This is a genomic window from Mesorhizobium sp. CNPSo 4661, from assembly GCF_057784215.1.
Genome location: NZ_JBWGIO010000016.1, coordinates 32,063 through 56,626 on the forward strand (window position 1 = coordinate 32,063; position 24,564 = coordinate 56,626).

General features: G+C 61.3%; 45 protein-coding genes. 8 read left to right on the forward strand and 37 right to left on the reverse strand.

The features are described from left to right. Positions 1-10: 10 nt before the first annotated feature. The 12 genes from AC0YKC_RS23570 to AC0YKC_RS23625 form a co-directional block, all read right to left on the reverse strand. The gene (locus AC0YKC_RS23570; RefSeq protein ID WP_488512784.1) at positions 11-358 is read right to left on the reverse strand and encodes a hypothetical protein; all 348 of its coding nucleotides are present in this window, start codon (positions 356-358) and stop codon (positions 11-13) included. Continuing rightward, entirely contained in the window at positions 358-1,212 is an 855-nt protein-coding gene (locus AC0YKC_RS23575; RefSeq protein WP_488512785.1) for an XkdF-like putative serine protease domain-containing protein, read from the reverse strand. The genes AC0YKC_RS23570 and AC0YKC_RS23575 overlap by 1 nt, the downstream gene beginning before the upstream one ends. Continuing rightward, positions 1,209-2,198, reverse strand: coding sequence for a phage minor head protein (locus AC0YKC_RS23580; RefSeq protein ID WP_488512786.1), 990 nt, complete (start codon positions 2,196-2,198; stop codon positions 1,209-1,211). The genes AC0YKC_RS23575 and AC0YKC_RS23580 overlap by 4 nt, the downstream gene beginning before the upstream one ends. Further along, positions 2,199-2,519 (reverse strand): hypothetical protein, encoded by a 321-nt coding sequence (locus tag AC0YKC_RS23585; protein WP_488512787.1) that lies wholly within the window; start codon positions 2,517-2,519, stop codon positions 2,199-2,201. Further along, positions 2,519-3,019: a DnaT-like ssDNA-binding protein gene (locus AC0YKC_RS23590; RefSeq protein ID WP_488512788.1), complete on the reverse strand. Its 501-nt coding sequence runs from the start codon at positions 3,017-3,019 to the stop codon at positions 2,519-2,521. The genes AC0YKC_RS23585 and AC0YKC_RS23590 overlap by 1 nt, the downstream gene beginning before the upstream one ends. Position 3,020: 1 nt before the next feature. Then, positions 3,021-3,305, reverse strand: a complete 285-nt coding sequence (locus AC0YKC_RS23595) for a phage fiber-tail adaptor protein (protein WP_488512789.1) — start codon at positions 3,303-3,305, stop codon at positions 3,021-3,023. A gap of 215 nt (positions 3,306-3,520) precedes the next feature. Beyond that, the gene (locus AC0YKC_RS23600; protein WP_488512790.1) at positions 3,521-5,248 is read right to left on the reverse strand and encodes a hypothetical protein; all 1,728 of its coding nucleotides are present in this window, start codon (positions 5,246-5,248) and stop codon (positions 3,521-3,523) included. A gap of 3 nt (positions 5,249-5,251) precedes the next feature. Continuing rightward, the gene (locus AC0YKC_RS23605) at positions 5,252-6,190 is read right to left on the reverse strand and encodes a hypothetical protein (protein ID WP_488512791.1); all 939 of its coding nucleotides are present in this window, start codon (positions 6,188-6,190) and stop codon (positions 5,252-5,254) included. Further along, positions 6,187-7,116: a hypothetical protein gene (locus AC0YKC_RS23610; RefSeq protein ID WP_488512792.1), complete on the reverse strand. Its 930-nt coding sequence runs from the start codon at positions 7,114-7,116 to the stop codon at positions 6,187-6,189. The genes AC0YKC_RS23605 and AC0YKC_RS23610 overlap by 4 nt, the downstream gene beginning before the upstream one ends. Before the next feature lie 3 nt (positions 7,117-7,119). Then, the gene (locus tag AC0YKC_RS23615; protein WP_488512793.1) at positions 7,120-8,568 is read right to left on the reverse strand and encodes a phage portal protein family protein; all 1,449 of its coding nucleotides are present in this window, start codon (positions 8,566-8,568) and stop codon (positions 7,120-7,122) included. Next, a complete protein-coding gene (terL, locus tag AC0YKC_RS23620) occupies positions 8,561-9,796 on the reverse strand; it encodes a phage terminase large subunit (RefSeq protein WP_488512794.1) in 1,236 nt (411 codons plus the stop codon). The genes AC0YKC_RS23615 and terL overlap by 8 nt, the downstream gene beginning before the upstream one ends. Before the next feature lie 216 nt (positions 9,797-10,012). After that, complete coding sequence (locus tag AC0YKC_RS23625; RefSeq protein ID WP_488512795.1) at positions 10,013-10,273, reverse strand: hypothetical protein; 261 nt, start codon at positions 10,271-10,273, stop codon at positions 10,013-10,015. A gap of 200 nt (positions 10,274-10,473) precedes the next feature. Between AC0YKC_RS23625 and AC0YKC_RS23630 the strand changes: the two genes are divergently transcribed. Beyond that, positions 10,474-10,713 carry a BrnA antitoxin family protein gene (locus AC0YKC_RS23630; protein ID WP_488512796.1) on the forward strand — a complete coding sequence of 80 codons (240 nt, stop codon included), beginning with the start codon at positions 10,474-10,476 and terminating at the stop codon, positions 10,711-10,713. 68 nt (positions 10,714-10,781) lie between these two features. Here the strand turns inward: AC0YKC_RS23630 and AC0YKC_RS23635 are convergent, their stop codons facing one another. The 24 genes from AC0YKC_RS23635 to AC0YKC_RS23750 all read right to left on the reverse strand — a co-directional run bounded on the left by AC0YKC_RS23635 (position 10,782) and on the right by AC0YKC_RS23750 (position 20,980). Beyond that, positions 10,782-10,904, reverse strand: coding sequence for a hypothetical protein (locus AC0YKC_RS23635; protein WP_488512797.1), 123 nt, complete (start codon positions 10,902-10,904; stop codon positions 10,782-10,784). Next, positions 10,904-11,131, reverse strand: coding sequence for a hypothetical protein (locus AC0YKC_RS23640; protein ID WP_488512798.1), 228 nt, complete (start codon positions 11,129-11,131; stop codon positions 10,904-10,906). Before AC0YKC_RS23640 ends, AC0YKC_RS23635 begins: the two co-directional genes overlap by 1 nt. A 112-nt stretch (positions 11,132-11,243) precedes the next feature. Then, positions 11,244-11,474 carry a hypothetical protein gene (locus AC0YKC_RS23645; protein ID WP_488512799.1) on the reverse strand — a complete coding sequence of 77 codons (231 nt, stop codon included), beginning with the start codon at positions 11,472-11,474 and terminating at the stop codon, positions 11,244-11,246. Continuing rightward, positions 11,471-12,172: a hypothetical protein gene (locus tag AC0YKC_RS23650; protein WP_488512800.1), complete on the reverse strand. Its 702-nt coding sequence runs from the start codon at positions 12,170-12,172 to the stop codon at positions 11,471-11,473. The genes AC0YKC_RS23645 and AC0YKC_RS23650 overlap by 4 nt, the downstream gene beginning before the upstream one ends. Next, positions 12,160-12,738, reverse strand: coding sequence for a hypothetical protein (locus tag AC0YKC_RS23655; RefSeq protein WP_488512801.1), 579 nt, complete (start codon positions 12,736-12,738; stop codon positions 12,160-12,162). The genes AC0YKC_RS23650 and AC0YKC_RS23655 overlap by 13 nt, the downstream gene beginning before the upstream one ends. Beyond that, positions 12,735-13,190 (reverse strand): hypothetical protein, encoded by a 456-nt coding sequence (locus tag AC0YKC_RS23660; protein WP_488512802.1) that lies wholly within the window; start codon positions 13,188-13,190, stop codon positions 12,735-12,737. The genes AC0YKC_RS23655 and AC0YKC_RS23660 overlap by 4 nt, the downstream gene beginning before the upstream one ends. Then, positions 13,187-13,330 carry a hypothetical protein gene (locus AC0YKC_RS23665; RefSeq protein ID WP_488512803.1) on the reverse strand — a complete coding sequence of 48 codons (144 nt, stop codon included), beginning with the start codon at positions 13,328-13,330 and terminating at the stop codon, positions 13,187-13,189. The genes AC0YKC_RS23660 and AC0YKC_RS23665 overlap by 4 nt, the downstream gene beginning before the upstream one ends. After that, on the reverse strand, positions 13,327-13,809 hold the full coding sequence (locus tag AC0YKC_RS23670) for a hypothetical protein (RefSeq protein WP_488512804.1): 483 nt from the start codon (positions 13,807-13,809) through the stop codon (positions 13,327-13,329). The genes AC0YKC_RS23665 and AC0YKC_RS23670 overlap by 4 nt, the downstream gene beginning before the upstream one ends. Beyond that, positions 13,809-14,144 (reverse strand): hypothetical protein, encoded by a 336-nt coding sequence (locus tag AC0YKC_RS23675; RefSeq protein ID WP_488512805.1) that lies wholly within the window; start codon positions 14,142-14,144, stop codon positions 13,809-13,811. Before AC0YKC_RS23675 ends, AC0YKC_RS23670 begins: the two co-directional genes overlap by 1 nt. Further along, the gene (locus AC0YKC_RS23680) at positions 14,144-14,485 is read right to left on the reverse strand and encodes a hypothetical protein (protein WP_488512806.1); all 342 of its coding nucleotides are present in this window, start codon (positions 14,483-14,485) and stop codon (positions 14,144-14,146) included. The genes AC0YKC_RS23675 and AC0YKC_RS23680 overlap by 1 nt, the downstream gene beginning before the upstream one ends. Then, positions 14,482-14,655 carry an NrdR family transcriptional regulator gene (locus AC0YKC_RS23685; RefSeq protein ID WP_488512807.1) on the reverse strand — a complete coding sequence of 58 codons (174 nt, stop codon included), beginning with the start codon at positions 14,653-14,655 and terminating at the stop codon, positions 14,482-14,484. The genes AC0YKC_RS23680 and AC0YKC_RS23685 overlap by 4 nt, the downstream gene beginning before the upstream one ends. Continuing rightward, positions 14,655-16,172 (reverse strand): DnaB-like helicase C-terminal domain-containing protein, encoded by a 1,518-nt coding sequence (locus AC0YKC_RS23690; RefSeq protein ID WP_488512808.1) that lies wholly within the window; start codon positions 16,170-16,172, stop codon positions 14,655-14,657. The genes AC0YKC_RS23685 and AC0YKC_RS23690 overlap by 1 nt, the downstream gene beginning before the upstream one ends. Next, positions 16,169-16,762, reverse strand: coding sequence for a hypothetical protein (locus tag AC0YKC_RS23695; protein WP_488512809.1), 594 nt, complete (start codon positions 16,760-16,762; stop codon positions 16,169-16,171). The genes AC0YKC_RS23690 and AC0YKC_RS23695 overlap by 4 nt, the downstream gene beginning before the upstream one ends. Positions 16,763-16,765: 3 nt before the next feature. Next, positions 16,766-17,371 carry a ribosome modulation factor gene (locus AC0YKC_RS23700; protein WP_488512810.1) on the reverse strand — a complete coding sequence of 202 codons (606 nt, stop codon included), beginning with the start codon at positions 17,369-17,371 and terminating at the stop codon, positions 16,766-16,768. Positions 17,372-17,394: 23 nt separating this feature from the next. Continuing rightward, positions 17,395-18,336, reverse strand: a complete 942-nt coding sequence (locus tag AC0YKC_RS23705) for a DNA cytosine methyltransferase (RefSeq protein ID WP_488512811.1) — start codon at positions 18,334-18,336, stop codon at positions 17,395-17,397. After that, positions 18,336-18,632 (reverse strand): hypothetical protein, encoded by a 297-nt coding sequence (locus AC0YKC_RS23710; protein WP_488512812.1) that lies wholly within the window; start codon positions 18,630-18,632, stop codon positions 18,336-18,338. Before AC0YKC_RS23710 ends, AC0YKC_RS23705 begins: the two co-directional genes overlap by 1 nt. Further along, a complete protein-coding gene (acpP, locus tag AC0YKC_RS23715) occupies positions 18,629-18,874 on the reverse strand; it encodes an acyl carrier protein (protein WP_488512813.1) in 246 nt (81 codons plus the stop codon). Before acpP ends, AC0YKC_RS23710 begins: the two co-directional genes overlap by 4 nt. A gap of 27 nt (positions 18,875-18,901) precedes the next feature. After that, positions 18,902-19,246, reverse strand: coding sequence for a hypothetical protein (locus tag AC0YKC_RS23720; protein WP_488512814.1), 345 nt, complete (start codon positions 19,244-19,246; stop codon positions 18,902-18,904). Between the two features lie 253 nt (positions 19,247-19,499). Further along, positions 19,500-19,670: a hypothetical protein gene (locus AC0YKC_RS23725; protein ID WP_488512815.1), complete on the reverse strand. Its 171-nt coding sequence runs from the start codon at positions 19,668-19,670 to the stop codon at positions 19,500-19,502. After that, complete coding sequence (locus AC0YKC_RS23730) at positions 19,667-19,924, reverse strand: hypothetical protein (RefSeq protein ID WP_488512816.1); 258 nt, start codon at positions 19,922-19,924, stop codon at positions 19,667-19,669. The genes AC0YKC_RS23725 and AC0YKC_RS23730 overlap by 4 nt, the downstream gene beginning before the upstream one ends. 121 nt (positions 19,925-20,045) lie before the next feature. Continuing rightward, complete coding sequence (locus AC0YKC_RS23735; protein ID WP_488512817.1) at positions 20,046-20,183, reverse strand: hypothetical protein; 138 nt, start codon at positions 20,181-20,183, stop codon at positions 20,046-20,048. An 82-nt stretch (positions 20,184-20,265) separates the two neighbouring features. Continuing rightward, positions 20,266-20,634: a hypothetical protein gene (locus AC0YKC_RS23740; protein WP_488512818.1), complete on the reverse strand. Its 369-nt coding sequence runs from the start codon at positions 20,632-20,634 to the stop codon at positions 20,266-20,268. After that, positions 20,631-20,798 (reverse strand): hypothetical protein, encoded by a 168-nt coding sequence (locus tag AC0YKC_RS23745; RefSeq protein ID WP_488512819.1) that lies wholly within the window; start codon positions 20,796-20,798, stop codon positions 20,631-20,633. The genes AC0YKC_RS23740 and AC0YKC_RS23745 overlap by 4 nt, the downstream gene beginning before the upstream one ends. Before the next feature lie 20 nt (positions 20,799-20,818). Then, positions 20,819-20,980, reverse strand: coding sequence for a hypothetical protein (locus AC0YKC_RS23750; RefSeq protein WP_488512820.1), 162 nt, complete (start codon positions 20,978-20,980; stop codon positions 20,819-20,821). Positions 20,981-21,136: 156 nt separating this feature from the next. Between AC0YKC_RS23750 and AC0YKC_RS23755 the strand changes: the two genes are divergently transcribed. Beyond that, the gene (locus AC0YKC_RS23755; protein WP_488512821.1) at positions 21,137-21,790 is read left to right on the forward strand and encodes a LexA family protein; all 654 of its coding nucleotides are present in this window, start codon (positions 21,137-21,139) and stop codon (positions 21,788-21,790) included. 143 nt (positions 21,791-21,933) lie between these two features. Here the strand turns inward: AC0YKC_RS23755 and AC0YKC_RS23760 are convergent, their stop codons facing one another. Then, positions 21,934-22,395, reverse strand: a complete 462-nt coding sequence (locus AC0YKC_RS23760) for a hypothetical protein (RefSeq protein WP_488512822.1) — start codon at positions 22,393-22,395, stop codon at positions 21,934-21,936. 148 nt (positions 22,396-22,543) lie between these two features. Here AC0YKC_RS23760 and AC0YKC_RS23765 point away from each other — a divergent pair, with 148 nt between their 5' ends. The 6 genes from AC0YKC_RS23765 to AC0YKC_RS23790 are packed head-to-tail and all read left to right on the forward strand — an operon-like array spanning position 22,544 to position 24,495. After that, positions 22,544-22,735, forward strand: coding sequence for a Lar family restriction alleviation protein (locus AC0YKC_RS23765; protein ID WP_488512823.1), 192 nt, complete (start codon positions 22,544-22,546; stop codon positions 22,733-22,735). A gap of 52 nt (positions 22,736-22,787) precedes the next feature. Next, positions 22,788-22,994 (forward strand): hypothetical protein, encoded by a 207-nt coding sequence (locus AC0YKC_RS23770; RefSeq protein ID WP_488512824.1) that lies wholly within the window; start codon positions 22,788-22,790, stop codon positions 22,992-22,994. A 4-nt stretch (positions 22,995-22,998) separates the two neighbouring features. After that, on the forward strand, positions 22,999-23,241 hold the full coding sequence (locus AC0YKC_RS23775; RefSeq protein WP_488512825.1) for a hypothetical protein: 243 nt from the start codon (positions 22,999-23,001) through the stop codon (positions 23,239-23,241). A gap of 26 nt (positions 23,242-23,267) precedes the next feature. After that, a complete protein-coding gene (locus AC0YKC_RS23780; RefSeq protein WP_488512826.1) occupies positions 23,268-23,834 on the forward strand; it encodes a hypothetical protein in 567 nt (188 codons plus the stop codon). Beyond that, positions 23,831-24,241, forward strand: coding sequence for a hypothetical protein (locus AC0YKC_RS23785; protein WP_488512827.1), 411 nt, complete (start codon positions 23,831-23,833; stop codon positions 24,239-24,241). Before AC0YKC_RS23780 ends, AC0YKC_RS23785 begins: the two co-directional genes overlap by 4 nt. Beyond that, complete coding sequence (locus AC0YKC_RS23790; protein ID WP_488512828.1) at positions 24,241-24,495, forward strand: hypothetical protein; 255 nt, start codon at positions 24,241-24,243, stop codon at positions 24,493-24,495. The genes AC0YKC_RS23785 and AC0YKC_RS23790 overlap by 1 nt, the downstream gene beginning before the upstream one ends. Positions 24,496-24,564: the final 69 nt, after the last annotated feature.

The following is a 24,564-nucleotide window of genomic DNA, read 5'->3' on the forward strand; positions in this document are numbered from 1 at the left end:
CTGGTTCTCCTTACTGCGCCGGCAGCGCATTGGCGGCGAGCGCCTTGCGCATGTGGCTCTGCCGCGCCCATTGGACGATCAGATCCATATGCGCATCGCTGCACTTGACCTCAATGCCATCCTCGCCGGTCAGGTGATGCTTGACCTTGCGCAGATGCAGGCGGATCGTGGGCAGTTCGATCGGCTTGCGCGGGTTGATGCGCTGCGCGATGATCTCCTCGGCCGACGGCGGCCCGGCGACATCGACCACCGGACGGCCCATGTCGGCAGCGAAGGCTTCTATCTGGCGCTTGACTTCAAGCTCGGTGAACAGCAGCCACTTGACAGGGGCCGCCGCCATCAGACCGAAATACCGCATCAGGCGGCCTCGTCCGTGATGCGCCGGCCGCCGATGGAAAACCCGGTCAGTTCGCCCGACTTGAACTTGGCCAGCATGTCGGCATTGTCCGGCTTCATCGCGATCATCAGGCCGGTGGTCTTGGTCTCGATGCCGAAGCTTTTGGCGATCTCGCTGGTCAGCGGGAAGGCGAACAGAACGGAGCCCTTCGAATCCCCGGCGTGCATTTCCTTGGCGACGCGGCTGTTCTGCATAAAATCGACGGCGGCACCGAGCATGGCGTCTTCCGGGATATGATCACCCTGGACATCGAAATAGTCCTCGCCATCCTGCTTGCAGACAATGGCGAAGCCCATCACCAGGCCGAGGCCGTCGTCGACCTTGCAGACCTGGGTCGAGATGTCGAATTTCATGGTGTTGACCTCGGGTTCCAGGTTCTTGAACCGGACCTTTGCGCTCTGTTCGCCGTTCAGCCAGGCAGCAGCGAGACGATGGTGACCGTCGGCGATCCATTTCTTGCCGTCATGCTGGATGACCACCGGAAGTTTCGATCCGGCGCCATTTTCGGCGATGGCCTTGACCTTGCCAGTGTCGACGCGGTTCTGCAGTGCGTTCAGGTCGGAAAGATTAACCGTCTTGGCCGGCAGGTCGGCGCTGTCTGTGAGGGTGCCGAAGAACCGCGGCACCTGATCCTCTCTGAGTGTCCCGAGCACATTGCCCTCATAGGCGAACGGCGTTTTCGAACGCTTGGAGTCCAGCGGCTCGAGCTTGCGCTGATCATCCTTCATCAGGTCGTCGGCCTTCTTTGGCTTCTTCTTGCCTTTCGGCCATTCGACGCCCGGGACGTGGACATCGCCGGAATCCGGTTCGCTCATCTCGGTTGCTTCCTGATCACAAAGAGCTTCGAACACCGGCAGCCGATGGTTTCGCTGGCCGGCGCGAATGGGTCATGCGGATAGCGAAGTTGATAACCTGCACCGCTCACGAAGGGTTTGCCCCATGGCTGCACCTGGCCGTCCATTGCCTCATGGCTCGGACGCTCGCGGCCATCGAGGATGGTTGCCCATTTCTGGTCGATCAGGTCGCGGTTGATCGCGCCGCTATCGATGTTCTGCTGCATGGCCTCGTCGCGACCGAGCGATAGCGCCCTGCCTGCTTCAGACCTCGCGATGTTCTCTGCCCGGTAGGCCAGCATCCGCTGCCGGTAGCGATCCACCATCTTGTCGATCTGATCGTTCGACAGAGGCTTGTCACCATCCACTGCGCGCTGCACGGAACCATCGAACCGGCGATCGCGCAAGGCACGCTGCAATGCGTCGGCGCTGCCCTGTTCCAGCAGGCGCCGGTAGTTTTCGACCATATCGAGCTGCGACTGCGCCAATCCGATCGAGGCACGGAAGTCGGCGGCGATCTGGCGCATCCCCTCGCCGGTCTGCAATCCATTCGCGATGATGTCGCGGACGATAGTCCTCTGCTCATCTGAAAACTCGCGGATGAACTCCAATCGTTCCTGCTGCATCAATGCCGCGGCGCGCGGGTTGGTCGGATCGAAGGTGATCGAGATTGGAACCGTACCCACCACCTGCTGCGCCAATGCCACCGCTTCGGCCGTGGCGGCGTCCTGGAACACGCTGGTGATCGATCCGGCCAGAGTGCCCACCCGCTGGTCGATCACCGCAAGCGCGTCGTTTATGCGCCCCTGGTCGACCAGTTGGATGACGTACTTGACCGTTTCCTCAGATGTCGTGTCGGCGATGAACTGGCGAAACGCATCGGCGACGCGCTTCTCCATCTTGGCAAGGAGTTGCTCGAGCCTCGCCTTTTCGTCGGCGAGCGCATCCTTGCGGATGATGGCGAGCATTTAGCCGAGCCTATGGCCCTTAAGAGGGTAGCTTGGCATCCTGTCCTTGCCGATCGCATCGACCGGCGCAGGTCGGCGGTCGATGCCCATCGGATAAACGATGCCGCCTGTAGCGAATGGTCGATCACTGATGTGCGCCATCAAGGCGTCCTTTGGAGCACTGATCCCGCAGGCCAGTGTGTATAGTGCGATGCGCGCCAGCGATCCCATCTGCTCGTGCCACACATAACCCGTCACCGTCGTAATGACGTTCTCGGGCGTGTAGAGAACCTCATCGCCGATCTGGAACTGGTCATTGGGCTCTTGTTTCACGATAGCCATCAAATCCCCCGGATCAGATCGTAGGTCTCAAAGCCGGAGCACACATCCGTGCCGCCGGCATACGCGGTTGCCACCGTGTTTCCGCTGCCGCCCAGATATGGGCCGACCAGTTCCTGGATGATCGTCGGGAACCGTGCCGCAAGGTTCGGATCGATCCTGAAATAGGTGATCTGCACCGATCCAGCCTTGAGCGATTGCGTGGTCTGCACCGTCGTTCTCGAGGTCAGCGGATCGGTTGAGCCGTCGATGAACATGCCGGCGAGTTCGCAGCATGCGTCGACGATGGCGGGGACTGCGACGCGTTCATCGAAGGTCGTGTAGCCATCGGCCCACGATTGCCGGTCAAGCAGGCGCGTGGCCGAGACAAGGCCTTTGCCCTTGGTGTCGTCCGAGGCATCGGCCCATCCAGCGACCGTGACTGAAGCGGCCAAATAGGTATCCGCCGTGTCGAGATCGGCATAACTGGTATAGGTGTCTGACCCGATGTCGACGCTCGCCATGTCAGCGTTCCTTGATCTTCAGCTTTTGCGAGAAGTCATCTTCTTCGCCGTCCGACATGACGATATGATTGGTCACCTCATAGGAGGTGCCGACGGTACCGCCCGATATCCGAACCGTGGTGTTGGTGTCGGTGAATGAACTCGCCACTTTCACCAGGTCCGTTCCGGTCCAGGCCGCGCCATTAAGCAGCCACGTGGATGCCGTGATCGTCTTGGTGCCGAGATCGGGCGTCCAGTCGATGCCGAAGTCCCTGATGGCATCCGGGTCTTTCGGTCCCCAGGTCATGACGTGGCCATCCTTGAGACTGCGTTGACGGTTGCTGTACGGTTCACGGCATCGACCGTCGCAGTTCGGGAAGTGGCATCGACTGAGGCCGTCCGCTGTGCGGCGTCAACCGCGGCGAAGAAGCCTTCCTCGGTCGGGAACACCAGAACAATCGGCGTTCGGTTCCACGACGAGCCCCAGGACGCGCCCCAGCTATTTCCCCAAGAGCCGGCCATTTAAGCTGGCCCCCACTCATCGGGCGCCGTGCCTGTTCCGGTGACCTGCGTTCCATTGACCGCGGCAATATTCGAATTGACGAGACTGCCAGTAAAGCCGATCTGGTCGGTCTGCCCTTTGATGGCGTCGACCTTGCCATCCGTCGTTGCGAGACTTGCAGCGTCGGCCAGCGGGTTGCCGCTTTCGTTCAGCACCCACAGTTTTCCAGTGGTCATTACCAGCGTCGACGTGATCCCATTGATGCCGTCGATGACACCCTGTGCATGCGCGATGTCACCTGCCAGATCACCGAAGGCAGGCGTTCCGATACGGCCCTCGATCGTGCCGGTGGCCGAATTCATGTCGTTGACCTCGGCGCCGAACGAACCGCTTACGACGTGGCTCCCTGCCGTGGCATCCCAGACAGCGTTCTCTACCGCCGTGGCATCCAATGTCGAGAAGCCGGTTGCCGTCGCCCAGGCGCCATCGCCGTGGCTTTGCAGGCTGGTGATCTCTGTGCTGGTGGACAGCGTGGCGATCTGCGTGTCGAGGTTGGCGGAGGCCAGTCCGAGCGCGGTGCGCGTGCCGGCCGCGTCCAGCGGCGCGGTATAGCTGAACGTCGCCATGCGGCTGGAAATGTCCGCATCGAGATGGTCGAGCAGGCCCGCTCGCGTGCTGGTGAGGCGCGAAAGCAGCGTCGTGGTGCCTGCCGTGTCGGCTCCGGCATAGGTCGAGCGCGTCGAGACATCGGCGTCGAGGTGCGCGATGCGCGTGTCGCCGAGAGCCGTGAGGCCAGCACCTGCTGCACCGATGCGAGCATAGGCGTCGCCGGTCTGCGGTGTGTTCCCGGTGTAGGTGGTGACCGTATCGACCAGCACCAGATGGTCCATGGTCGCCGCCGGCGCGGCAATGTTGAAGAATTTCTTGAAGCCGGCCGCGATCTGGCCAGCCGTTTCGGTGAGCGCCGTGCCAAGGATTTGCGCCAGATTGGCCTTGACCACGCCAGAGGTGAAATCGAGCTGACCGGTTCCGGTGCCGGCAGAGAGCAACACGCTTGCACCGATATCCCTGGCCGTCTGTGCCGTGCCGGCGCCCGTCGGCCCAAGCTTGACCATATTGGCATCGGCAAGGCCGGCGGCGTCGACAACCAGCGTGCGGCCTGCGGTCGCCGGCTGCAAAGGCGTCATGCCGGTCTGGTAAGCGCCTACGCTGGCGTCGATACGGCCGGAGACAAGCGCCGACGGAAGTACAGCCTTGACCGCTGCCACATCAGCGCTGACGGAGGCGCCAGCCGGTGCACCAAGGCGGGCATAGGCGTCACCCGTCATCGCGGGAGCCGTCGCGCCCTTCCAGTCCACCACATTGCTGTCGACCATTCCGGCGACAGTGAAGGTGAGACTATCGGTCTTGGATTTCACGGCCGAGACCGCCGCGTCGAGATTGGTGGCGCCGCCCGTTGTGGCGCTGACCACCTGACAGACCTGCTCGGCATCGTCGCAGCTCGTCGCCGTGCCGCGCACCACCAGGTCGCCGAGCGTGCCGGTATCGGTCGTGTCGAGCGCGAACTTGTACCAGCCGTTCGAGACTTCCGTCGCGTTCGAGGCGCCGGCATTCGGGTCGGCGAAGGCGCCACCGGCCTTGCTGATCTTGATGGCGACGGTCTTGCCGGTTGCCGGCGAGACATGATCGCTCGACAGGAACAGCTTCAGCATCACCGTGTAGGCGGTGGATTGGGGCAAACGGCGCATGGTCTACATCCCCAATTGCTGGCGCGTGGCGATATGGCCGCCGGCCGCCGAGGCGTCGCCATAGCTGATCACGATGATTTCCCCGCGGGCTCCGGCGCCACCATTGCCGGCATTGACGCCGTTCACGGTCGTGCCGCCGCCGCCACCACCGCCACCCGGTGCTCCACCGTCGCCACCGTTTTCCGGTGCAGTCGCACTGGAATTGCCGCCGCCACCGCCAGAGCCCGGATAGCCCCAGCCACGAGATCCGCCGGTGCCGTGCGCGCCGCCGGCCTGGTCGCGCGCTATGCCACCGGCCGAGCCTGTGCCATAAACCGAACTGCCTTTGCCGCAGCCTGCGCCGCCACCGCCGCCACCGCGCACCGCGGAAGGCCCAGCCGTAGGCGTGGCATTAGAATTCACGCCATTGGCGCCACCAGCGCCACCGAAGAACCCGGTATTGGCTGCGGCTCCAGCCGCGCCGCCATTGGCGCCGGCAGTTCCGACCGTGCTCCCGCTACCATTGCCGCCAGCACTCTCCAGGCCCGCGCCGCCACCGCCTGCTGCCGCAAATCCCGTAGTTCCACCGACGCCTCGACCACCACCATAGGCAGTGACCGTGACGCCATTGATGGTGAATGTCGTGTTGTTGCCAGCGCTTGCGCCAACGCCACCGGCGTTCGTGTCGGCCGTCGCACCCGCGCCACCGGTAACTGCCGCGCCTACCGTGTAGGTCTCGGTCGATGCTAATTGGTCGGCTGAATAGATGCGGTCGAGGATCGCTCCACCACCGCCACCCGCCCCACCGCTTGAGGACGTGGCCGCAGCATAGCGACCGCCACCACCGCCAGGGCCACCGCCACCAATGAGGATGACACGGACAATCTTTGCCCACGATTCCTTGGTCCAGGTCGCGCCAGATCCCGATGTGAAGCGCTCGAACTTGATCGGAGCAGCCGTCATAGCACGCTCACCAGGTCAGTGATCACCACGACAATGCCGTTGGCTCCCGCACCACCCGCGCCCGCCGTGCCTCCGGTTATCGAAGAGCCTCCGCCACCCCCGCCACCCCCGGGAAAGCCGCCATTGCCGCCTGCGCCTGCCGTTGTGGCACTTGCACCACCGCCACCGCCACCCGAGCCTGGCCAGCCGAGCGTATCGGTAAGGCCATTCGATCCCGCAACACCAGAGGCCGCGCCAAGGCCGCCAGGAACCGTTCCGCCGCTTGCCGCGCCGCCATTGCCACCTGCATTGTATGCAGGCCCGGTTGTCTTCCCGCCACCAGCACCGCCGCCGCCACCGCCCATTAGCGCCTGGCCGCCTACGGCGCCGGCCTGTCCGTTGCCGCCATCGCCCCCGCCGCCGCCGCCACCGATGGATGAGTTCGCAGTCCCTACATTGCCGTTGCTGCCGCCCGCCGCGCCACCGTTTGCCCCGGCTGCGCCACCAATGTTGGACGATGTGCTGCCGCCTGCACCGGCCATGCCCGCGCCGCCGCCTCCTGCAGAATTTGTTGCGGCTCCTGCGCCACCGCTGCCGCCGCCGCCGCCATAGGCTGTTTGGACCGTGACGACGTTGCCGCCAAAGGTCGAATTACCGCCGCCAGTGCCAGTCCCGCCACCAGATCCGGTGCCCGCAGAGCCGCCAGAAGAGCCCGCACCAACTGCATAAGGTTCGGTCGAGCCGAGTTCGGCAGCATCGAACACCATTTCATGGCGTCCAGCCCCGCCACCGCCTCCGCCACCAGACACACCTGTGCCCGAAGCCGCTGTCTCTCCCCCACCTCCGGAACCACCAGCGCCGACCAGGATGACGCGCACCGTGGTCGCACCAGACGGCTTGGTCCAATTGCCGGAGCCGGAGGTGAAGGACTGGATATCAACCGGCACAGATCACCTCTTGCGCCGCTTGGTGGCAGGCTTGTCGTTCGGCTGCGCCGGATCAGTGCCGGGAATTTCGCCGGGCTTCGAAGGCTGCGCCGGCTTGCGGACGCCCATCATTGAAGGATCGGGCAACGGCGCCGACGAAATACCCAGGAGACCGCGCACATCGTCGATCGCCGGATCGTCTGGCGAAAGAACAGCGCCGGCCAATGCCATTTGCTGAAGCGCCGACGTGATCTGCGTCACATCCTTGAACTGGACATCCTCGGCCGAAAGCGACGGCTTGAGCTTGTCGTCCAGCCCATTGAGCATCCACAGAGGCCCAAGGAAATCCCGGTCCATGGCCTGGCTGATTTCGCCCAGCGCCGAATTGACCACCGTATAGAGGTGCTCGCTCTTGTCGGCTCCCAAGGCGCGTGAGCCGGATGCCTGACCACCACCGCCGAGCAGCATGCCCTCGACGCCGAGGATGACCGCCATCTCGTGATTGAGGCGCTCGATTGCCTTGCCGATCTCAGCGAAGGCGGCGGCTCCTCCATTCAGCAGTTCGACGTCGGTCTGATGCGTGGCCGATGGCGACGGATCGTTGCCCTGCGAATAATAGGGCTTGGAATCGATCAGCAGCCCACTCTTTTTCGAACGGATATGGTTGTTGATGAAGTCCCTGAACGGATGGAGGAACTTTGTCCGCTCATCCTCCGTCATCGCGCCGGCCTTCACCTGCGCATTGAGGTCCGAGAGCGGGGCCCGCGCCATCGGAATGCCGCGGAGATCGGTTTCAAACCCGCTGCCCTCGAAGGAGAGATATTCCTTCAGGCGCTCGGCCGGTTCGACCAGATGGCGCAGGATGCCGATCCCTTCCGGGCTGTCGGTCATGGTGTCGTCGACCAGATAGATGATCTTCTGCCTGGGCAGGAAGATTTCTTGACCGTTCAGCGGATTGCGCTGATACATGCCGATGATGTTGCCCTGGTCATCCACTTCCCAGCGCCAGATGGTATGCTGCGGCCGCGCTTCAATGCTCTCGAAACCAATGCGGCCGTCATCTCGGGCCTTGGCCGTCCATTCCTGCAGGCCGAAGCCATGAAACCGGAACTCGGCCGCCTTGCGCACGATGCGCGACCAGGAAACGTTGGTGTCGTAAAGGCACGATTCCGCGAACTCTGCCATCTCCTTCGCTTGAGGAGTGTCATCGACGGGATCAACCGTCCATTTCGGCTTGGCCACCAGGTCGAGGAAATGCCTCACGCCAGAGGCGACAATCGATGTGTTGACGAAAATGTCGGAGGTGAGTTTGTAGCGATTGAAGCCGACAAGCTTAGAGTTCTGCTCGACAACCTGGATGAAGCCACCAAAAATGGCGGTCCCCGAAACGCCGACCTCCTTTGTCGGCGAGACTGATGTCGTGGGCGCGGCACCGAACATACGGCGCCCGAGCCCGGCGAGCGGATTAGCCAATGGTTATGATCTCCGCGCCGCCCGCAAGGTTGTTAAAATTGCCGTTTTGACCGACCAGCCTGCCGAATGCGCCCGATGACGCATCCACCTGATCCTTGAAGCTGCCGCCCGGAAACAGGCAGAGTTCTTCGATGTAGCTCGCATTCCAATCGCCAGCGACCAGATAGACGTTGCCGGCCTCGCACTGTGCCGAAAACGGTTCGGCGCGCGTTACCTTGTCGCCGGTCTCCGGCTCGGCCCTGACCACGTAGCCGGCCAGCATTGAGATAAAATCCTTTGCCTGCACCTTGCCGGCCTGGCCCGGATCCTGTGGCAGGCTGATTTCGACGCTTTTGCCGTCGAGCTCGGCCTGCGCCTTGATCATCGAGCGGACCGCGTTGCCTTCGACCTGGTCCTTGATCACGTGGCCGACGATGAACCGGCCATCCGGTGTGCGACCAAGCTTGACGCCGGCGGTGCGCGCCGCAGTGATCTTCTTCGTGGCGGCCAAGTCCCAATGCCTGACCCATCTCGTTCCGGCCGGCACCGCGGCAATGATCTTGCCTTCGAACCATTCCAGCTTGAACAGGCCGCCTTCGCGCGGCGTTGGCCGCTGTTGGTACTGCCCGGCATAGGCATAAGAGCCCTTGTCGCGCTTCATCTTCTCGACCGTGTCGCGCGAGAACCGGACAGGATCGAGCAAATCCCCATCGTTTCGGCGAGGATCGGCAAAGCCGAGGCCATTGACCCTCGCCCGCTCCGGCTCGAATTCCATCGGCAGGCAGAGATGCGTGTATTCCATCCCGAGCTTCAGGATCGTGCCTGAGACGTCGTCCTCGTGCAGGCGCTGCATGATTACCACGATCGCCGACTTCTCCAGATCGTTGATGCGATCCGTGGCACCCTCTCGAAACTTCCGGGTCGTGGCCTGGCGTTCCGCCGAGCTTTCCGCCGTCTCGGTCGAATGCGGGTCGTCGATGATAAGGCGGTCGCCGCGTTGCGAGGTCAGCGAGCCGAAGGCCACTCCCTCACGCGTTCCCGTCGCCGTGTTGGCAAAACTGGTTTCGCCGGCCCTGGACAGCACCACTTCCGGCCATAGCGACTGATACCACTCCGATCGGATCAGATCGCGGCATTTGCGCGTGTCTCGGGTGACCGGACCGTCATTGAAGGCCGTGGTCAGGTATCGCATCGATCTGAGATGCGGGAATGTCCACTCCCATGCCTGCCAGATGACGGACGTCGTCAACGATTTGGTCGAACCTGGCGGCACGTTCATCAGCAGCCGGTTGATCTTGCCGGCGGTGACCGCCTCCAGATGGTCACAGATGGCGTCGAGATGCCAGTTCAGATCAGCGGTGCACGGGGCTCGAGGACGTGCCAGGCTTCCTTCATGAAGCCAGAGAGCGACTGGCAGCGAGCCCTGATCTTTTCCGCATCCCGGGCTATGCGATCGCGCTCGGCCTCAGCCTCTCGCCGCGCCCTTTCCGCCCTCAGCAGACGCATCATCGTCGCCGGGTCCACCGGCAAGCGGACCGAAGATAGATTCGAGTTGGTCGAGGGCATCGCCACTCAGCTTTGAAAGATCGACGGTTTGGATCGGCCCACCATCGCGTCCGGTGTGCTGCATGGAGGCGAGCTTCGGATGCACATAGGGAGCCGCCGCCTTCGCCATGTCGTCGCGCCGATCATCCGAGGCTTTCGGATTGCGCATGACCTTGAGCATGTATTCAAGCGGGGTGAGACCAGACTTTGCGATCTCGCGCTCGCGCTTGGCGGTGGCCTTGTTTGGCGTGCCTTTTCGCCGCCCGCCGAGTTTTGGGCTTCCCTTTGGTCGGGCCATACTATCCGCAACCTATTTTAGTTTCGTATTTACGAAATTACCGGCGCGGATTATCGTATTTACGAAATTCAGAGAGGACGGCCATGGCCATCAGGTTTGCCGCGAATGAACAGTCGATCCAGCCGGCCAAGGCAACGCCGATTGCCGCGCGCGCCGCGCCGGTGAAGCCGAGCATTGAAACTCCGAAAGGTCGTGGCCGGCCGAAGTCCGGCAAGGTCGTCGTGACGCTGCGCCTCGATCCCGCCGTGATAGCCAAGTTCAAGTCGACAGGTGCAGGTTGGCAGAGCCGTATCAACGATGTGCTGATGGCTGCGAAGGTTTAGGCCGGCGCTCGGTTGTGATCCGCTTCATCGCTCTCTTCAACTCGGCATCAAGGCGCTCAGCATCCACGTCAGGCAGAGGCCTTGGCCAGCATGCCAGCCAGTTCGATCTGCACCGACTGCATGGCGGCCATCTTGGCTAGGTGCCGCTCGATGCCGCGAAGGACGATGAGGATGTCGTCCTGCTTGTCCATCAGTCGAGTATCCTGCTTGCGGTAGCGAGTGCGCTGAACATCAGCCACCAGACCAACAGGTTGCGACGATCTCCCTTGTCCATCTCGAGCGTGCCACTGATGGTGATCTCGCCTGGATAGGGTGCGAGCGCGGGTTCGTCGCTTGGCATCGACAGGCTTGCTTGGCCTATGTCACGACCACCGAATGAGACGCGCGCCTTGCCGAGATATACTGCCTTCTCGCCCATCACGCCGCCCCGCAAATATGCAGCGTCGCATAATGGTTCAGCGCCAACACTGCGATCGTGAGCAGGACCGAGCACAGGACCAGCGTCAGCCCTTGTTTGTGTTCACGCCCCATCACGCCGCCTGCTTCCTGCGCTGCGCAAGGATTGAGACCCATGGCAGCAAATGGCGTTTGAGCGGCTTCTGGTCTTCGCACTGGTGGTGGAACCAGAGGCGCGGCAGCGCAATGCCTTGATCCTGAAAATACCCATCAGTGACGTATTCTTCACCACCGTCGCAGTCTATGCCGTCGACCTTCCAGCCAATTGGCTTCCCGCAGCGGCGGCAGACTTCAGTGGCGCTCATGCTGCCACCTGCTGCTTCCTGCGCTGCTGCTCCCGCTGGCGGCGGAGTTGGTTCCGCTTCTGCGCCCAGCTAAAGTCGTCGTGTTCGGAGGAAAGTATTTTGGCGAAGGCGCCGTCGGCAATCCAGGAATTGAGGCAATCCCGCTCGCCAATGTCATCGCCCGTTATATCGGAAACATCGCTGATTTGAGGGTGGTCTTGCAACAGCCTGATTTGGGCCGATCCGCTATGCTGCGATGCGTTGCGAACCAGAATGGCCGAAATTTGCGCCAAAGCGCGATCTTTTCTTGCGCGGCCGGTGTTGGGATGGATGCCCTCGACCTTGAAGCACCAGCGCCGAAATGATTTGCCCCCGACCTTGGATCGAGCCCATGCGAGGAGTGCACGGCGCTCGCTATCGTTGCCAACCGAAATCAGCCATTCATGCAGCGCCTCGAGTTCGGATAGCTCCTGCGCCGTCGGCATGATGCCGATGCGCTCCCAGAAGGCTTTGCGTTCGTCTGCCAGGGGGTCGGCCTTGGGGTCGAGCTTGTCGCCGACCTCTTTGCGCCACCCAAGCTTGTCGGAATAGGTATGGACATAGGCGAGCTGTTGCGCGCGGAGGGGTGCCGGCCCGACATGCTCGTGGCTGGCGCGCTCGATCTCGGCGGCGCGGATGAACTTCTCCGCTATCGTTCCAACGTCCGTCATTTCAGCCATGCCCAAGCCTTTCCTGATTGTATCGCCCAAACTGCATATTGGCTCACGCTGAACATATCGCCGACGTCTGCCTGCTTCATGACGCCTCGCAGAGATCGGATTCGGCGCACTTGATCCTCGGTCAGCTTCGAAGTCCCGATGCGCTCGCCGCGCTGGGCCGTGCCGTGAGCGATCTTGTCGTGACAATTTTCCTTGCGGGTTGCCCAGCGCAAATGATGGCGATTTACACAGGCGTCAAACCCTTTTCCGCACCCATGCGCCGTCTCATGCTTGGGTGTTGGCGCTGGGCCGTGCGTCTCCTCGCACAAACGGCTGTGGACTACGCATGATTTGCCATCGTGCCACATTCGGGCATAGCCAGACGGATAGCGAAGGTAGGGCCAAATCAGGCAGTCAGTGGGGTTGTCCCACGTCTTCACCACCGACTGGTAATAGGCCTCAATTACGCCATCGGCCACGCGACCGGCCAAAGGATCGCCGTGCCGTTTCCATCTCGCGTAATGGGCGATGCAGTAGCCTCTGATATGGTGGCGATTGCCGCACGCTTCGATTGTGCAAAGTCTCATGCGCCATATCCTACTATGCGGCGATCATCCAGCAAATCAGGCTGATCCGCCCATTTCCCGAAACGCTTATATAGCCGCTCCTGCACCATGCCGGCCAGTGCCGGCCTGATCTTGACGAAGCCGCGCAATTGCTGGGCTACAAACTGCAGCTCACCCACCGGTGCCGCGTCCCAGACCTCAAACCAGTCCGTTGGCCGCTCCTGATAGATGCGAGCATAGGCCCGCAACAGGTCAGAGGCAGCCCATAGTCCGGATTCGTCAAGTAAGGTCTTATTGTTAGCAGTTTCCGCAAGAGTCCGCATGACGGCGCGCGCATGGTGCTCGCCGAACCGTTCGATGATGCGCTGGATCGATGCCACGGCGCGCGTCTGCCCGATGTCTGGATAGCGATTGGCTGGGATCACCTCGATCCCGAACTCGCTGCAGAGGGCTTGGACGCGCGGATCGATCATGCTTTCCACATTCTCCATGTGAACAGCACGCAGCCAATGCGCATGGCCGGCACGAGTCCTTCACGCTCGGAAAACAGCGCATCCTTCGCCCACTTGACGTTGATCTGGCCGACAAAGAGCGGAATGATGAGAAAACTCATTTCAGCCCTCGCTTCCGCAAATAGTGCAGGATCGTGGCGTGGTCTCGGCCGCCGAATATCTGGCCCAGCCGGAACAGAGATAGGATGGGATAGGCCTCCTTCACGGCAATGATGCAGTCGATGCGCGCCTCGATCCGGATGCGCGGGCCGTGCGACGCGATCATCTCATCCGCCGTAAAGCCGTGCCAGGCCGCAACACGGCTGATCAGGACTGCCGCCGGTGTGGTTGTGGCGATGTGGAGCGATGCCAGGAACGCCAGATGCTTGGCCCGGCTGAACTGGTCTGATGGTGGCATCCGCCAGGATGTCTCGTGGACGATGGTCGGCCTACGGAAGCGGACCACGTTGCTTGCCACAGGCGAGGCCGCCAGCGCGCGGCGTTGCGGCGGCGGCTCCATGATGGCCGGCGCGCCTTGCTCGCGCTCCTTGGCTCTGCGTGCGGCGCCCTGCATGGTACGGGTGGCAACTGCGACGAACATTACGCGGACTCCTTTTTCTCAACAGCCTGGAACTTTTCGATCGTTATGAGGGGTCGAAAGTCGCGGCTGTCGAACGCCATCTCGTCCACGCGTTCCCTGCCGTCTTTGACCACGTAGCCTCCCTGATTCTCATTATCCAAGGTGGTCGGCATGTTGACGATTTCGACGAGGAGCACACCGTACTCTGCATCCTTGCTTGGTCTGTGGACGTTGCGGCGGATGGTGTACACGTTGCCTTTTACGGGCATTTCCAGACACAAATTTTGCGCCCACCACGACGATGCCGCGCTTGTATAGTCGCCGACGCAAACGACCTTTTGCCCAACGTGGAACATCAGACCCTCGCCTTTATGCGCTCGATCTTCACTGCCCTGCCCTTCACGATGATGCCGCCCAGCGCTTGCTCCTGCTGCTCGGCCGCGCGTTGGGCGCGCTCGATATGCCATTGCGCCCGGCCGAGAGTGTCGGCTTCGGATTTCTCAGCGCGGATCGGGGGGTTGAGCGATTGCCGCATATATTCCTTGGCCGCGGCGACTGCTTCGTCCTTGGTCGCAAAATATCGGGGTCCGCCTGGATACGGCACCAGCTTCTCGCGCTCTCCGACAAAGCGGCAGACCGACGGCCGCCAGCCTTTCGATGTTGGAACTGCGCGATAGTCCGGGAGGAAATCGTTCATGCCGCAACCTCCTTCTTCCCTGTCTGCACGGCCTCTGTCGTGTAGAACTGAGCCCCGCAGTGATGACACTCACGCTTGCGCCTGATGGTGTGATCAACCTTGCGGGTGTCCATGATGCGCAGTGTTGTCGATTGGCAGCGGGGGCAGTGGAGACCGTTTCGAGTTTTCATCAGAACAGCCTCATCGGATTTTCGGCGAACCGGTCAGGCAAGGAATCCATCTCGCCTGCCCCTCCGATCTCAAAGAATGTCGTGCTGGCACCGTCCCAGCCAACGTTGACGTGAGCCGGCCAGTGCATTTCACGGGACAGGGCAAGCACAAGCTGCGCCTTGCCGCGCCATTCGTTCACCTTGCACTCCCAGACGCCGTAGAGGTCGCTGCCTGGCGTCGGCTCTTGCTCGAGAAGGAAGACTTCAGGCCGGAACGGGATCACCACATGATCGGCATCACGCTCAACAGCTCCTATCAGATCGGCATACCGCGGCTTGCGCTGGATGATCTGGTTGAGCACCTTTTCCGTGAGCGGGCCTTTGAGGTCAGCCGCAAAGGTGTTCTTCTTCAACTGACCACAGGCAATGACCGGGCAATCAAGATCCCGGGCCGTCGCCTTCAATTCCCGGGTGACCTCCTCGCCGAACTCCCATGCGCTCATCTTCTGGGTGAGCCTGTCGCGATCGAGCAGCCCGATGTGGTCGAGGATCAGGACGGACTTCCCGCGCTTTCTCACCATGCGCCGCCATCGGTCCTTGAGTTGCGGCAGGGTCAGCCGGCGATTTTGGATGATGATCGGGGTATCCTTGAGCGAGCGCTGGACCTCGATCATCTGCTCGAATTGCGCCTCGGTCAGTTCGCCGCGCTTCTGCTTTCGAACCGGGACGCCGATGCGCCTGGATATTTCGCGCATGGCCAGTTCCTCGGCCGTCATTTCCCCGGAGTAGAAATCGACCGGGAAGCCCTCCAGGGCCGCGCCGATGGCGATCTGCCCTACCAGAGCACTCTTGCCCTGCTTGGTGGCGCCGCCGAGAATGATGAGCTGCCCGCCGAACAGCGGCCCGATCAGGCGCTCCAGCGGCTTCACTCGATAGCCTATGCCACCCTTCTTCACTCCATCAGACGCATAGGCTGCATTGGCGAGGTCTATGGCCGATGTCAGCGCCGCTCCGAAACTGACGGCGCCAAGCGTTTCCTGGTTGCTGGTGCAGGCTTCCGCGATCTGTTCGATTGCCTTGTCGCCGATCGCCTCGGGAGCCGTCTCGACCGGCGCGTCATAAGCGGTCTGGATCATGGTCTCGCCGATGCTGATCAACGACCGGCGTGTCGCGAGGTCTACGATGGTCCTCGCATAGTCGGGTGCCATCACCACGCTGGCCGCCTCATTGATCAGGCCCACCAGATACTGCCCGACCGTCATGTCGCCAAGCTTTTCGCTGGCCGGGAGGAAGGTCTTGACGGTGACCGGGTTTGCCGGCTTGCCCATTCGGATGAGCTCGGATGCTGTCTCGAATATCCGCTTGTGCAAGGGTTCATAGAAATGTGCCGCGGTCAGAAACTCGGCCAAGTGCATGACCTCGTTGTTCAGGAACAGAGCCCCAAGAAACAATTGCTCGAGCTCGACATTGTTCGGCGCCTCGCGCCTGCCGTCGCGCTGCCATTCCCGGTTGAACGCCTGGTAATCAGGTTCGCTCATGCTGCATTCCTGAAAAGCTTCATCTGCGCGCGCTTGGCCTTGGATTTGGCTTTGCGATTGGCGCGGCGCTGTTCCTGGACGTGATGGCCGTCATGCAGGAACCAGAACATGATCCCGATGGCGTCGGCCTGATTGTCGTCGGTGACGTTGAGATTGCGCTGCTTGCAGGCGCGCATGGTCTCGGCCTTGATCCACTTCCGACGCTCGGTCTTGTCGGTCACTTCCTTCGGCGCCATGGAGCGACCGATGAAGGCCGATCGCCAAGAATTGACACCGACAGCGACCGGCGGGCGAAGACCTTTCGCCTCGCAATAGATTTCGATGATCCCGACCCAGGATTCCGCCAGATGCTTGGTCTCGGCGCTGCCGACCGCGTTCAGGGAATTGTTTTCGATGACGATCTGAAGGTCGTCTTCTTCGATCCCCTGTTCCTTACGAAAGTCGCTGATGCGCTTGTAGAGGTTCAGGAAATAGCGGCCGGGGCTTAAGCCCTCGCCAAGCTTCCACGTTCCGAAAAGGATGGAGGTTTCCCCATCCCTCTGGAAACACCAGCCGCAACTGGTCGATGGATCGATGGTCAGGACGTGCATCGGTCAGGCGGCCGCCTTCTTGTCTTCCTCGTTTTCGAAGTCGGGATCTTCCGGCTCGGCACCCTTGATCAGTTCGTCGCGTGCAGCGTTCCGCTTCTCCATCGCCGACAACAGGTCTTCGCGCATGATGCGCTGACCTTCGTGCCACCCTGCCATCCATTTCTGGCCCTGCTCGCTGTCGGCGCCGTATGGCGGTGAAGGGTCTTTCCCCGCCAGACCAGCGACCTTGCCTTCGTCGAAGGCGCGCTCGTCGACCGGCCGGCGGTCGGGGAACAGATCACCCTGCTCGCCTGGCGGTAGAGCATTGAACGCCTTCGCGATTTCGATCAGTTCCTTGATCTCCTCGACGAAGATGTTCTGGTCATCCATGGTTGCCAGGCGAATGCCGGCGTCGATCTCGGAAAGCTTGAACCCGTCGGCCTTGGCTAATGCCCTCGCCTTCTTGCGCTCCTCCATGATCGGTTTCAGCCGATCGGCAATGCCGAGAAGCTGACGAATGTGATGCATGCGGAGTGCTGACTTCTCCGCCGGCGTCAGTTCGCCGCTGTTATGGCCTGTCTGCGCTTGCGTCTCGGGTGCCTGCGCTTCCTGTTGTGCCTTCTTTGCCATGCTCTTGCCTCCTCGTTGAAAATTCAGGCTGTGCAGACCGCGGCCATCGCCGCTTCTGTTTTCAAGATTGCGCGGCCGATCGCTTCCGTGATTTGGGGGCTGACGGCATCTCCGTAAGACTCGCGGCATTGCTCAGCCAGCCCACCGGGAAGCCCATCATATGCTCGTAGATGGCTGCCAAGGTCTGCCGACCCGACAGGCCCACGGAAGACGCGAGCGAGCCCAGCGACGATCTCTTCTTTCCCGTCCGCTTCCCATCCGGCCCCAGAGCTATGTTCGACCCGTAGTTCGTTGCCGTTGGTGTTGGGGCCCACAGGATCGCCAATTCCTCGACCCGCTTCCGAGCCCCAGAGCCGCCCCCGCCGAGGTCCAGCCCCCCCGATTTGCTGTTTTGCGCTGTCGGCGTCGGCGTCCATCCGTGGCTGTCTGGCAACCCGCCCTTGTGAGAACGAGGCGTCGGCGTCCAAGCCAATGACCCAGGATCGTTTGCGCTGATGGGAACCGCCGGCATTTCCAACGCCCACCACGAGCGGCCAGCACTGGTAGTTGAATGCTTCCAACGCTGCCGCGATCCGGTCATATCCTCTAATTCGGACGCGATCGCTGTTCTCAAGAGCAAACCAACGAGGGCGTACCTCTCCGATAATTCTGACTGCTTCGAAATAGAGGCTGGATTTCTCGCCGTCGACGCCTTTGCCTTTGGTGTTGGCTGAACTGATGTCCTGGCATGGCGGACTTCCGACAACGATGTCGGGAAGACATCCGATGTCGGAAACAATTCGATCTGCTGTGAGGGTGCAAACATCATCGTAGATCATCACCCCTGGATTGTTTTGGGCGTAGAGTGCGCGACGCCAATCAACCACCTCGCATGCGGCGATCGTCTGGAAACCGGCCCGATGCATGCCTAGCGACCAACCGCCAGCAGCAGCGCTGAAAAGGTCGAGGACCTTCAGCCTCGGCATTAAAATTCCCTCGGTGGCACGAACAGGCAGATCGTCTTGCCTGCATCCAATCCGGCTTGATGCGCGCAGAGATGGAACCTGCCATCCGGCGACTGCCGCACGCGTTTGTCGCTCATGGGGATGATCTCGCCCGTCTTGCGGATTTCGTAGCCGCGGGCGCCTTCGATGATCGAGGCGTCGGGGACTTCCTCACAATCAAAATTGGCGCAGCAAGCGAAGGGGTATTGCCATCCCGTCGGCGCCTGATGCGCCGCGGCGGCTACAGTGGTGAGCAGGAGAGCAGCGAGCGTTCTCATGTTGCCATCTTTCGCTCGACCAGCTTCACCGCCTCGCCGACTGTCAGCACGGTCTCAGCCTCCGCATCCATGATCTCGATGCCGAACTCCCGCTCAATCGACATGACGATGCTGATCAGGTCGAGACTGTCGCAGCCAAGGTCGTCGATGAGCGAAGCCTCGGGCGTGACCTTCGCCGGATCGCCTTGGATTTCATCGATGATGCAGGATTTTAGCCTGTCGAATGTGGTGCCCGCCCTCATTTCCCTCGTCCCCTGCGCCGCAGCCGCTCAATCGCGAGCAGCACCCTCTCCCAGGCTCTGGCGAGCCTTCCCTTCAACCACCGCATATCGTTCCGCTTTCAGTTGGAGCCGTTCCGCGCGGTACGCGGCGGCTGCTTGTTCGTTGGCCAGGCAAAGTTCCTCGTACCTGTTGCGGAGCGCGCGGTAGACGTCGCCGTCGACGCTCGCCATCCGTTGCCACCGTTTCCAGACACGCTCGGCCTGCGCCGGCGTGATGCCTGCATCCCTAGCGGCCCGATCTCGAGCCGCCGTTGCCGTGTCTCCCCAGCCTCGATACTGGCGCTGGGTCAGTCTGTTGAGGAAGCCGAAGGCCTCCGATGCTGCCGTACTCATGGCACTAATGCCCCGTCTTGGGTCGAACCTAACCCGTCTCGTGTCGGACATGACTGTTTTCCTTCGCGTACTCTGTGTCCGTCAGAGTGAGCGACTAAGCCGACCGGGTAGATCGGCGAAAAATCAAAAGCCGGAATGAAAGAGGAAAAAGATGCGCGATCGCTTGAACTTCCAGGGACAGACGAGCGCGCAACTTGACCTTTTTCGAAATCTTGGCCGACCGCGGCCGGCAAATGATGACGACGTTTTTGCATCAGCACCCCGACCGACGCGCAGCGTCTTCAACGGAGTGCGGAATGGTGAAGGCGAGAAGGAAGCGAAGCTCGTCCGCCTGGGCCTTTCGCTTCGAGACGCGATAGCGCGATCTGGCCCGCTCTAGGGCCATGCCCAGCGCGAATGAGGCGATGACGGCGAGGTAGGTCATGCGACCGCCTTTCGGCACATAGCAACATATCCGCCTTGCCGACCGATCTGATATCCGCCTGATTGCGCTGCATCCTCGATTTGGCAGAGGTTGAAGTAAAACGACGTGTAAGGCGTGAGCGGGTTGCTCTGAATGGGCACGAAACCCGCTTCGAACATCAAGTCCTCGACGGTCGTCCAATGCCCCTCATGCGCCTCCAGCACCCGCCAGAGCCGATCCTTTGCGCTCAGCGAATAATTCGGCGTCGCCATCATCTGCCCCTCGCCTCCGCCAGCCGCCGCGCGGCATCTTCCCGCGTCGATCCGGTCGCATGCGCTCCGGTGCGCGGGCAGCGCGCAAGCCAAGTACCGTCTTGGGTCGGGATGATGATCGGGCTCACTCGTACAGCCCTTGATCGCGCGCGTTTTCCTGGACCCGGATGGCCTTGTTCCGGCGCTCGATTGCGTAGAGAGCAACGGCCAGGAGTGCCGCAATGTCGAGCAGGATGATGATGGCGACGAGCGGGGCAGTCATGACCGGCTCCCGATCCCACAGGCAGGCGCCGTGATGAAGATGGTGAACAGCGATGAAATGGCGATGTAGGCGAGGACGTAGCTCATGTCCTGATATCCTGGTGGATCATGGTTATGGTGTCGGCGTGATTGGTGCCCGACGAGGACGGGGAGGAGGTCGTCCTCGCCGGGCTATTCATTGCCCCCGGCGCCGAAAGCAACGAATGGGGATAGTCGGGAAGCTTCTGCCCGGGCTCGTAGGGCATCCACGCGACCGGCAATTCGCCGTCGGCCAGCATGTCCCACCGCTTCACTTCCGGCTGGTAGTGCGAGATCGTCACCTTCCCGCACTTCGTTGTCAGGATGACGCGTTCGGGAACGAAGACCCGTATGTCGACACCTTCACGGCGCTGCTTGATCTCGTAGCGGCCGTGAGGGGCGGATTTGATGTCGGTGGACCAGAGCGCACTCATGCTGCGCCGCCGTCGTATTCGCGAGGATCGATGTGACGGACATCGGAGGCTGCGCCGAACGTGCCGAGTTTTGCCTCGCGATGTTTGCGCTTGCCGTCCGGATCAAACTTCGCTGCTGCGATGTCGCGCACCCAGCGCGGCGCTTTGGCGGCATTGCGCTTCATGCGCTTGTCTTGCCGCTTGCTCACGCTGCATCCTCGCGCGACTTTTCGGCCTCAGCCTCGGCGAGCGCCTGTTCCATCCAGCCCATGAGCCGATCGAACGTCTTCACGGTAAAGCCGGCGCCGTTGTCGCGGACGCGCTTGAAGAACGTGTTGTCGTTGATCGCCTTCTGGCCGATTGCCATCTCGGACAGCCCAGTGAGAGCCGTCAGCCGTTCAGCGGTTTCGAAAAGTCGGTTGCGAAGCTCTTGTTCCATGCCTGCAAGATACGGATTTCTACGCACTTCGCAAGCGAATTTTTACGCATAGCGCCAATTCTACGTAAAAGGTAAATTCCGTACATGGTAAGCATCAGTCCGGAAATGCTCGCGGAGGCTATCGAGCAGGCGGGAACAACGCCGGCCGCGCTGGCGCTCGCCATCGGCCGTGACAAGGACTACATCCGCGATTACCTGGTTGGCAGGAAGCGCAGCCTGAAGGCTGACGACCTCATGAAGATCACCCAGAAGATTGGGCCAGTCAGCAAAACGTTAACCACCGGCGAACTGCCAATCAGAAATGATTTGCCAGCTATGCCTGTTGTCGGAACGATAAGGGCTGGAGCTTGGATCGAAACTTACATGCTCGAGCACGACGACCAGGGGGTGATACCCGTCGCGCGCGATCACCGATTCCCATACGCCCGCCAATATGCCCTTGCAGTCTCAGGCGACAGCATGGACCAAGAGGCGCCGGACGGATCCTTTGTGATCTGCGTCGACTTTGGAGAGAGCGGACTTCAGTTGAAAGCTGGAATGATCGCCCACGTCGAAAGCATGGAGCACGGAAAATCAGAGACGACGCTAAAGGAAGTGGCTTTTGAAAATGGCGGGATCAAACTCATCCCGCGCAGCTCGAATCCTGTCTACAAGGCGATATCGTTGAACGGCCATGAGGGGCTTGAGGTGTTTGTCCGCGGCATTGTGCTCAGCGTCTACAACCCCCTGAAATTCTGAAAAGCGCGATCGAGCGCATCTGGTTCTCAATCTCGATCTGGTTCTGAATCTCGTTCTGTCTCTTGTTCTAGTTCTTAATCTAGTTCTTGTTCTTGTTGTTTCGATAGGGTTTGCATACCCTTTCGATACCCTCTCGATAGGGTCTATGCCCGAGAGGCGGGAAAACCGTTCATCGGACGCCTACTCATTGCGGACATTTGCTCGCGTTGCGCCCGCTCAGCATCAGCCTGGGCGAACTCCACCTCAACCCTCTCCCTCAAGATGTCGCTATCGATTTTCGATATCTGCTTCATGATGCCCTTGGCGTGGTTCGCGTTCGTCGGCGGGCAATGCTTGAACCATCGGCAGACGTAGACGATCGAATCCTGCTCATCGATCGCGACGAGATCGGCCGCGACAAGAGCGGTCCTGTTCTCCCGATATTTTTCCACAGGCCACCCGAGGTCCGAACTGGCATAAGCGTCCGGCAACCGAAAACATCCTGTGCTGTTCTGATGCTCGCATGTCAGGAAATACAGGTAGAGGATTTTGCCTGCGTCATCGAGCGCGATGAAGCGCCGTGAGCGCCAAACCGCTGGCGAGACCTTGGTAAAATCCTGGGACATTCGGAGAGCCTTGTTGCGTTTCGCAGTGCGCAACTTGTAGCGTAGTTTTCCGCATTCTCAAAACCTATTTTCGTATTTTTCCGCTTTTCCGCTTGCGCTGCGTTTTTTTCCGTATTAGGGTATGTCTCAAGAAAGCGAGACGAGCCCGATGCCAAAGCACCTCAATCCTTGCCCCTTCTGCGGTTCACGCAAAACCCACGTGAGCTTGTTCGTCAGCATCTATTTCGTGGTCTGCGAAACATGCCACGCCGACGGGCCAGCTAGGTACAGCGAGGACGAGGCGGCTGACGCCTGGAACGCCCGCGTCGAGCGCAAGAGCGACGGCGATGGAAAGCATTGACCCCATCACCCCACGCATCGCCCTCGGGCCGATGGTCAGCAAGGAGAGTAGAATGAACAGCGACGCATTTTTCAAGCTACCGGCCAAGTTCGCATTCATGAGCCACCGCGAGCGGATCATGGCGAAACGCGATCTGTACGGCTCCAATCGTCCCACGCGATACCGGCGAACGTCCGCCCTTCCGCATCAAGGCGCGAGGGAATGCGCCCGTCGCGCCGCCCTCCACCCCACCCAACAACCACCGCATGCGGGAGAGTGACCGAATGGAACCGCAAGTTTTCAAGCCCTGCGAGAAGCATCCGGAGCGCTATTGCAACTGTGACGGCTTCTATCCTGCGTGTCGCGAGGCGCCAGCCAGCGCTGCCCCCGAGATACAGGCGATGCTGCGCGCCGCTTGGGAGTATGGCCGCAATTCGTGGTGTCCTGCCAGCATCCTTGCCGACAAAGAGCGGACGGAGCGCGACTGGCAGAAGGCCTGCGCAGACCTCGCCAAAGCCACATCCTAACAGCACCGCACGGTGAGGACGACACGATGAGCGAAGCTACCGCGACAACCGATATCATTCGAGACACCCGCGACAGCATCCGTGAGGCGCTGGATGTCGTGATGGCCGATGCTGACATGAAGAAGCTTGAGAAGCAGGCTCGCCAGATCGCCGACGAGATCAGCGAGGTCGTGTTCTACGATATCAAGAAGAACATGGCGCAGTGGCTTGCGGATCATGTTTCGTCAACAGCGTCGGCTTGCATCGAGGCTATCCTGGCCGGCAACGAGCGCGAGGCGCGCCGGAAACTCGCGTTGAGGCCAGAGGCCTATTACGACGGGCGCGACTTCCAGCCGTGGTTCAACCACTCGTCGCGGCTTCACGAATCCACTCCGGTCGAGCTGCGCCGCAAGATCGTTGAGGCCCATCGCGATCTAATCACCGACGCGCGCATTGCTGATCTCGAAGCGCAGTTGGAACTGCTCGTCAAGAAATACTACGCGATGGAGCACCGAGACCTTCCAGAGGCGCGACGGCTTCTGCGTGAAGCTGAGCACGAGCTTGAGCAGTGGCGCGCTGCCGATGCCGCCAAAGCCGAAGGCACCCAGCCATGACCGCGCATCACCTCGCCAACGATGACATCGGCGCCGCCTGGATACAGATCGATGACGGATGGGAAGTCGTCTCCGTCGATGGCCTGCCTACCTCTCGCACCATCACCAGGGCGCCCAAGGGCTTCATCGCCTGGATCGGCTTCATGTCGCAGCACTGGAATTTCAACGGCGCGCTGATCGCCTGTGCAGACCATGTGCGGATGCATCGGGAAATGCAGGCAGAAGCCGAAGCGCGCAGCCAGCAGAACATCGCCTCGCTGCTTGAGATGACGCCGGCCGCAAAGGCGCGCGCAATCGCCAGGCTCGAAGCCGAGCGCGACCTTCTCGACTACGCCCCGGCGCACATGGACGCCGTGACCCGCAAGGCGCGGATCGATCGCCAGATCGCAGGGCTGAGGGGAGTGTGATGGAAGAACCGATCACGAAATTCTGGATGGTGTGGTGCCAGTCTCGCGGTGGCCCAATCTATAAGCACGGGTCAAAGGCAGCGGCGCGTGCCGAGGCCGAACGCCTTAGCCGGAAGAACCCAGGGCAAGCTTTCATCGTCCTTGCTGCCGTCGATGCGGTCATCAGCCCAATCAAGCCGCCTGAGACGGTGAAACTAGCCAAACCGAAAAACCAAGACACGGCCAAGGTCGAAGACGATGGCATTCCCTTCTGACCACATCACGGACATGTACGAGCAGGCAACTGCGCTGGCGGACGTGCCGAGCCGCGAACTCTGGCAGCC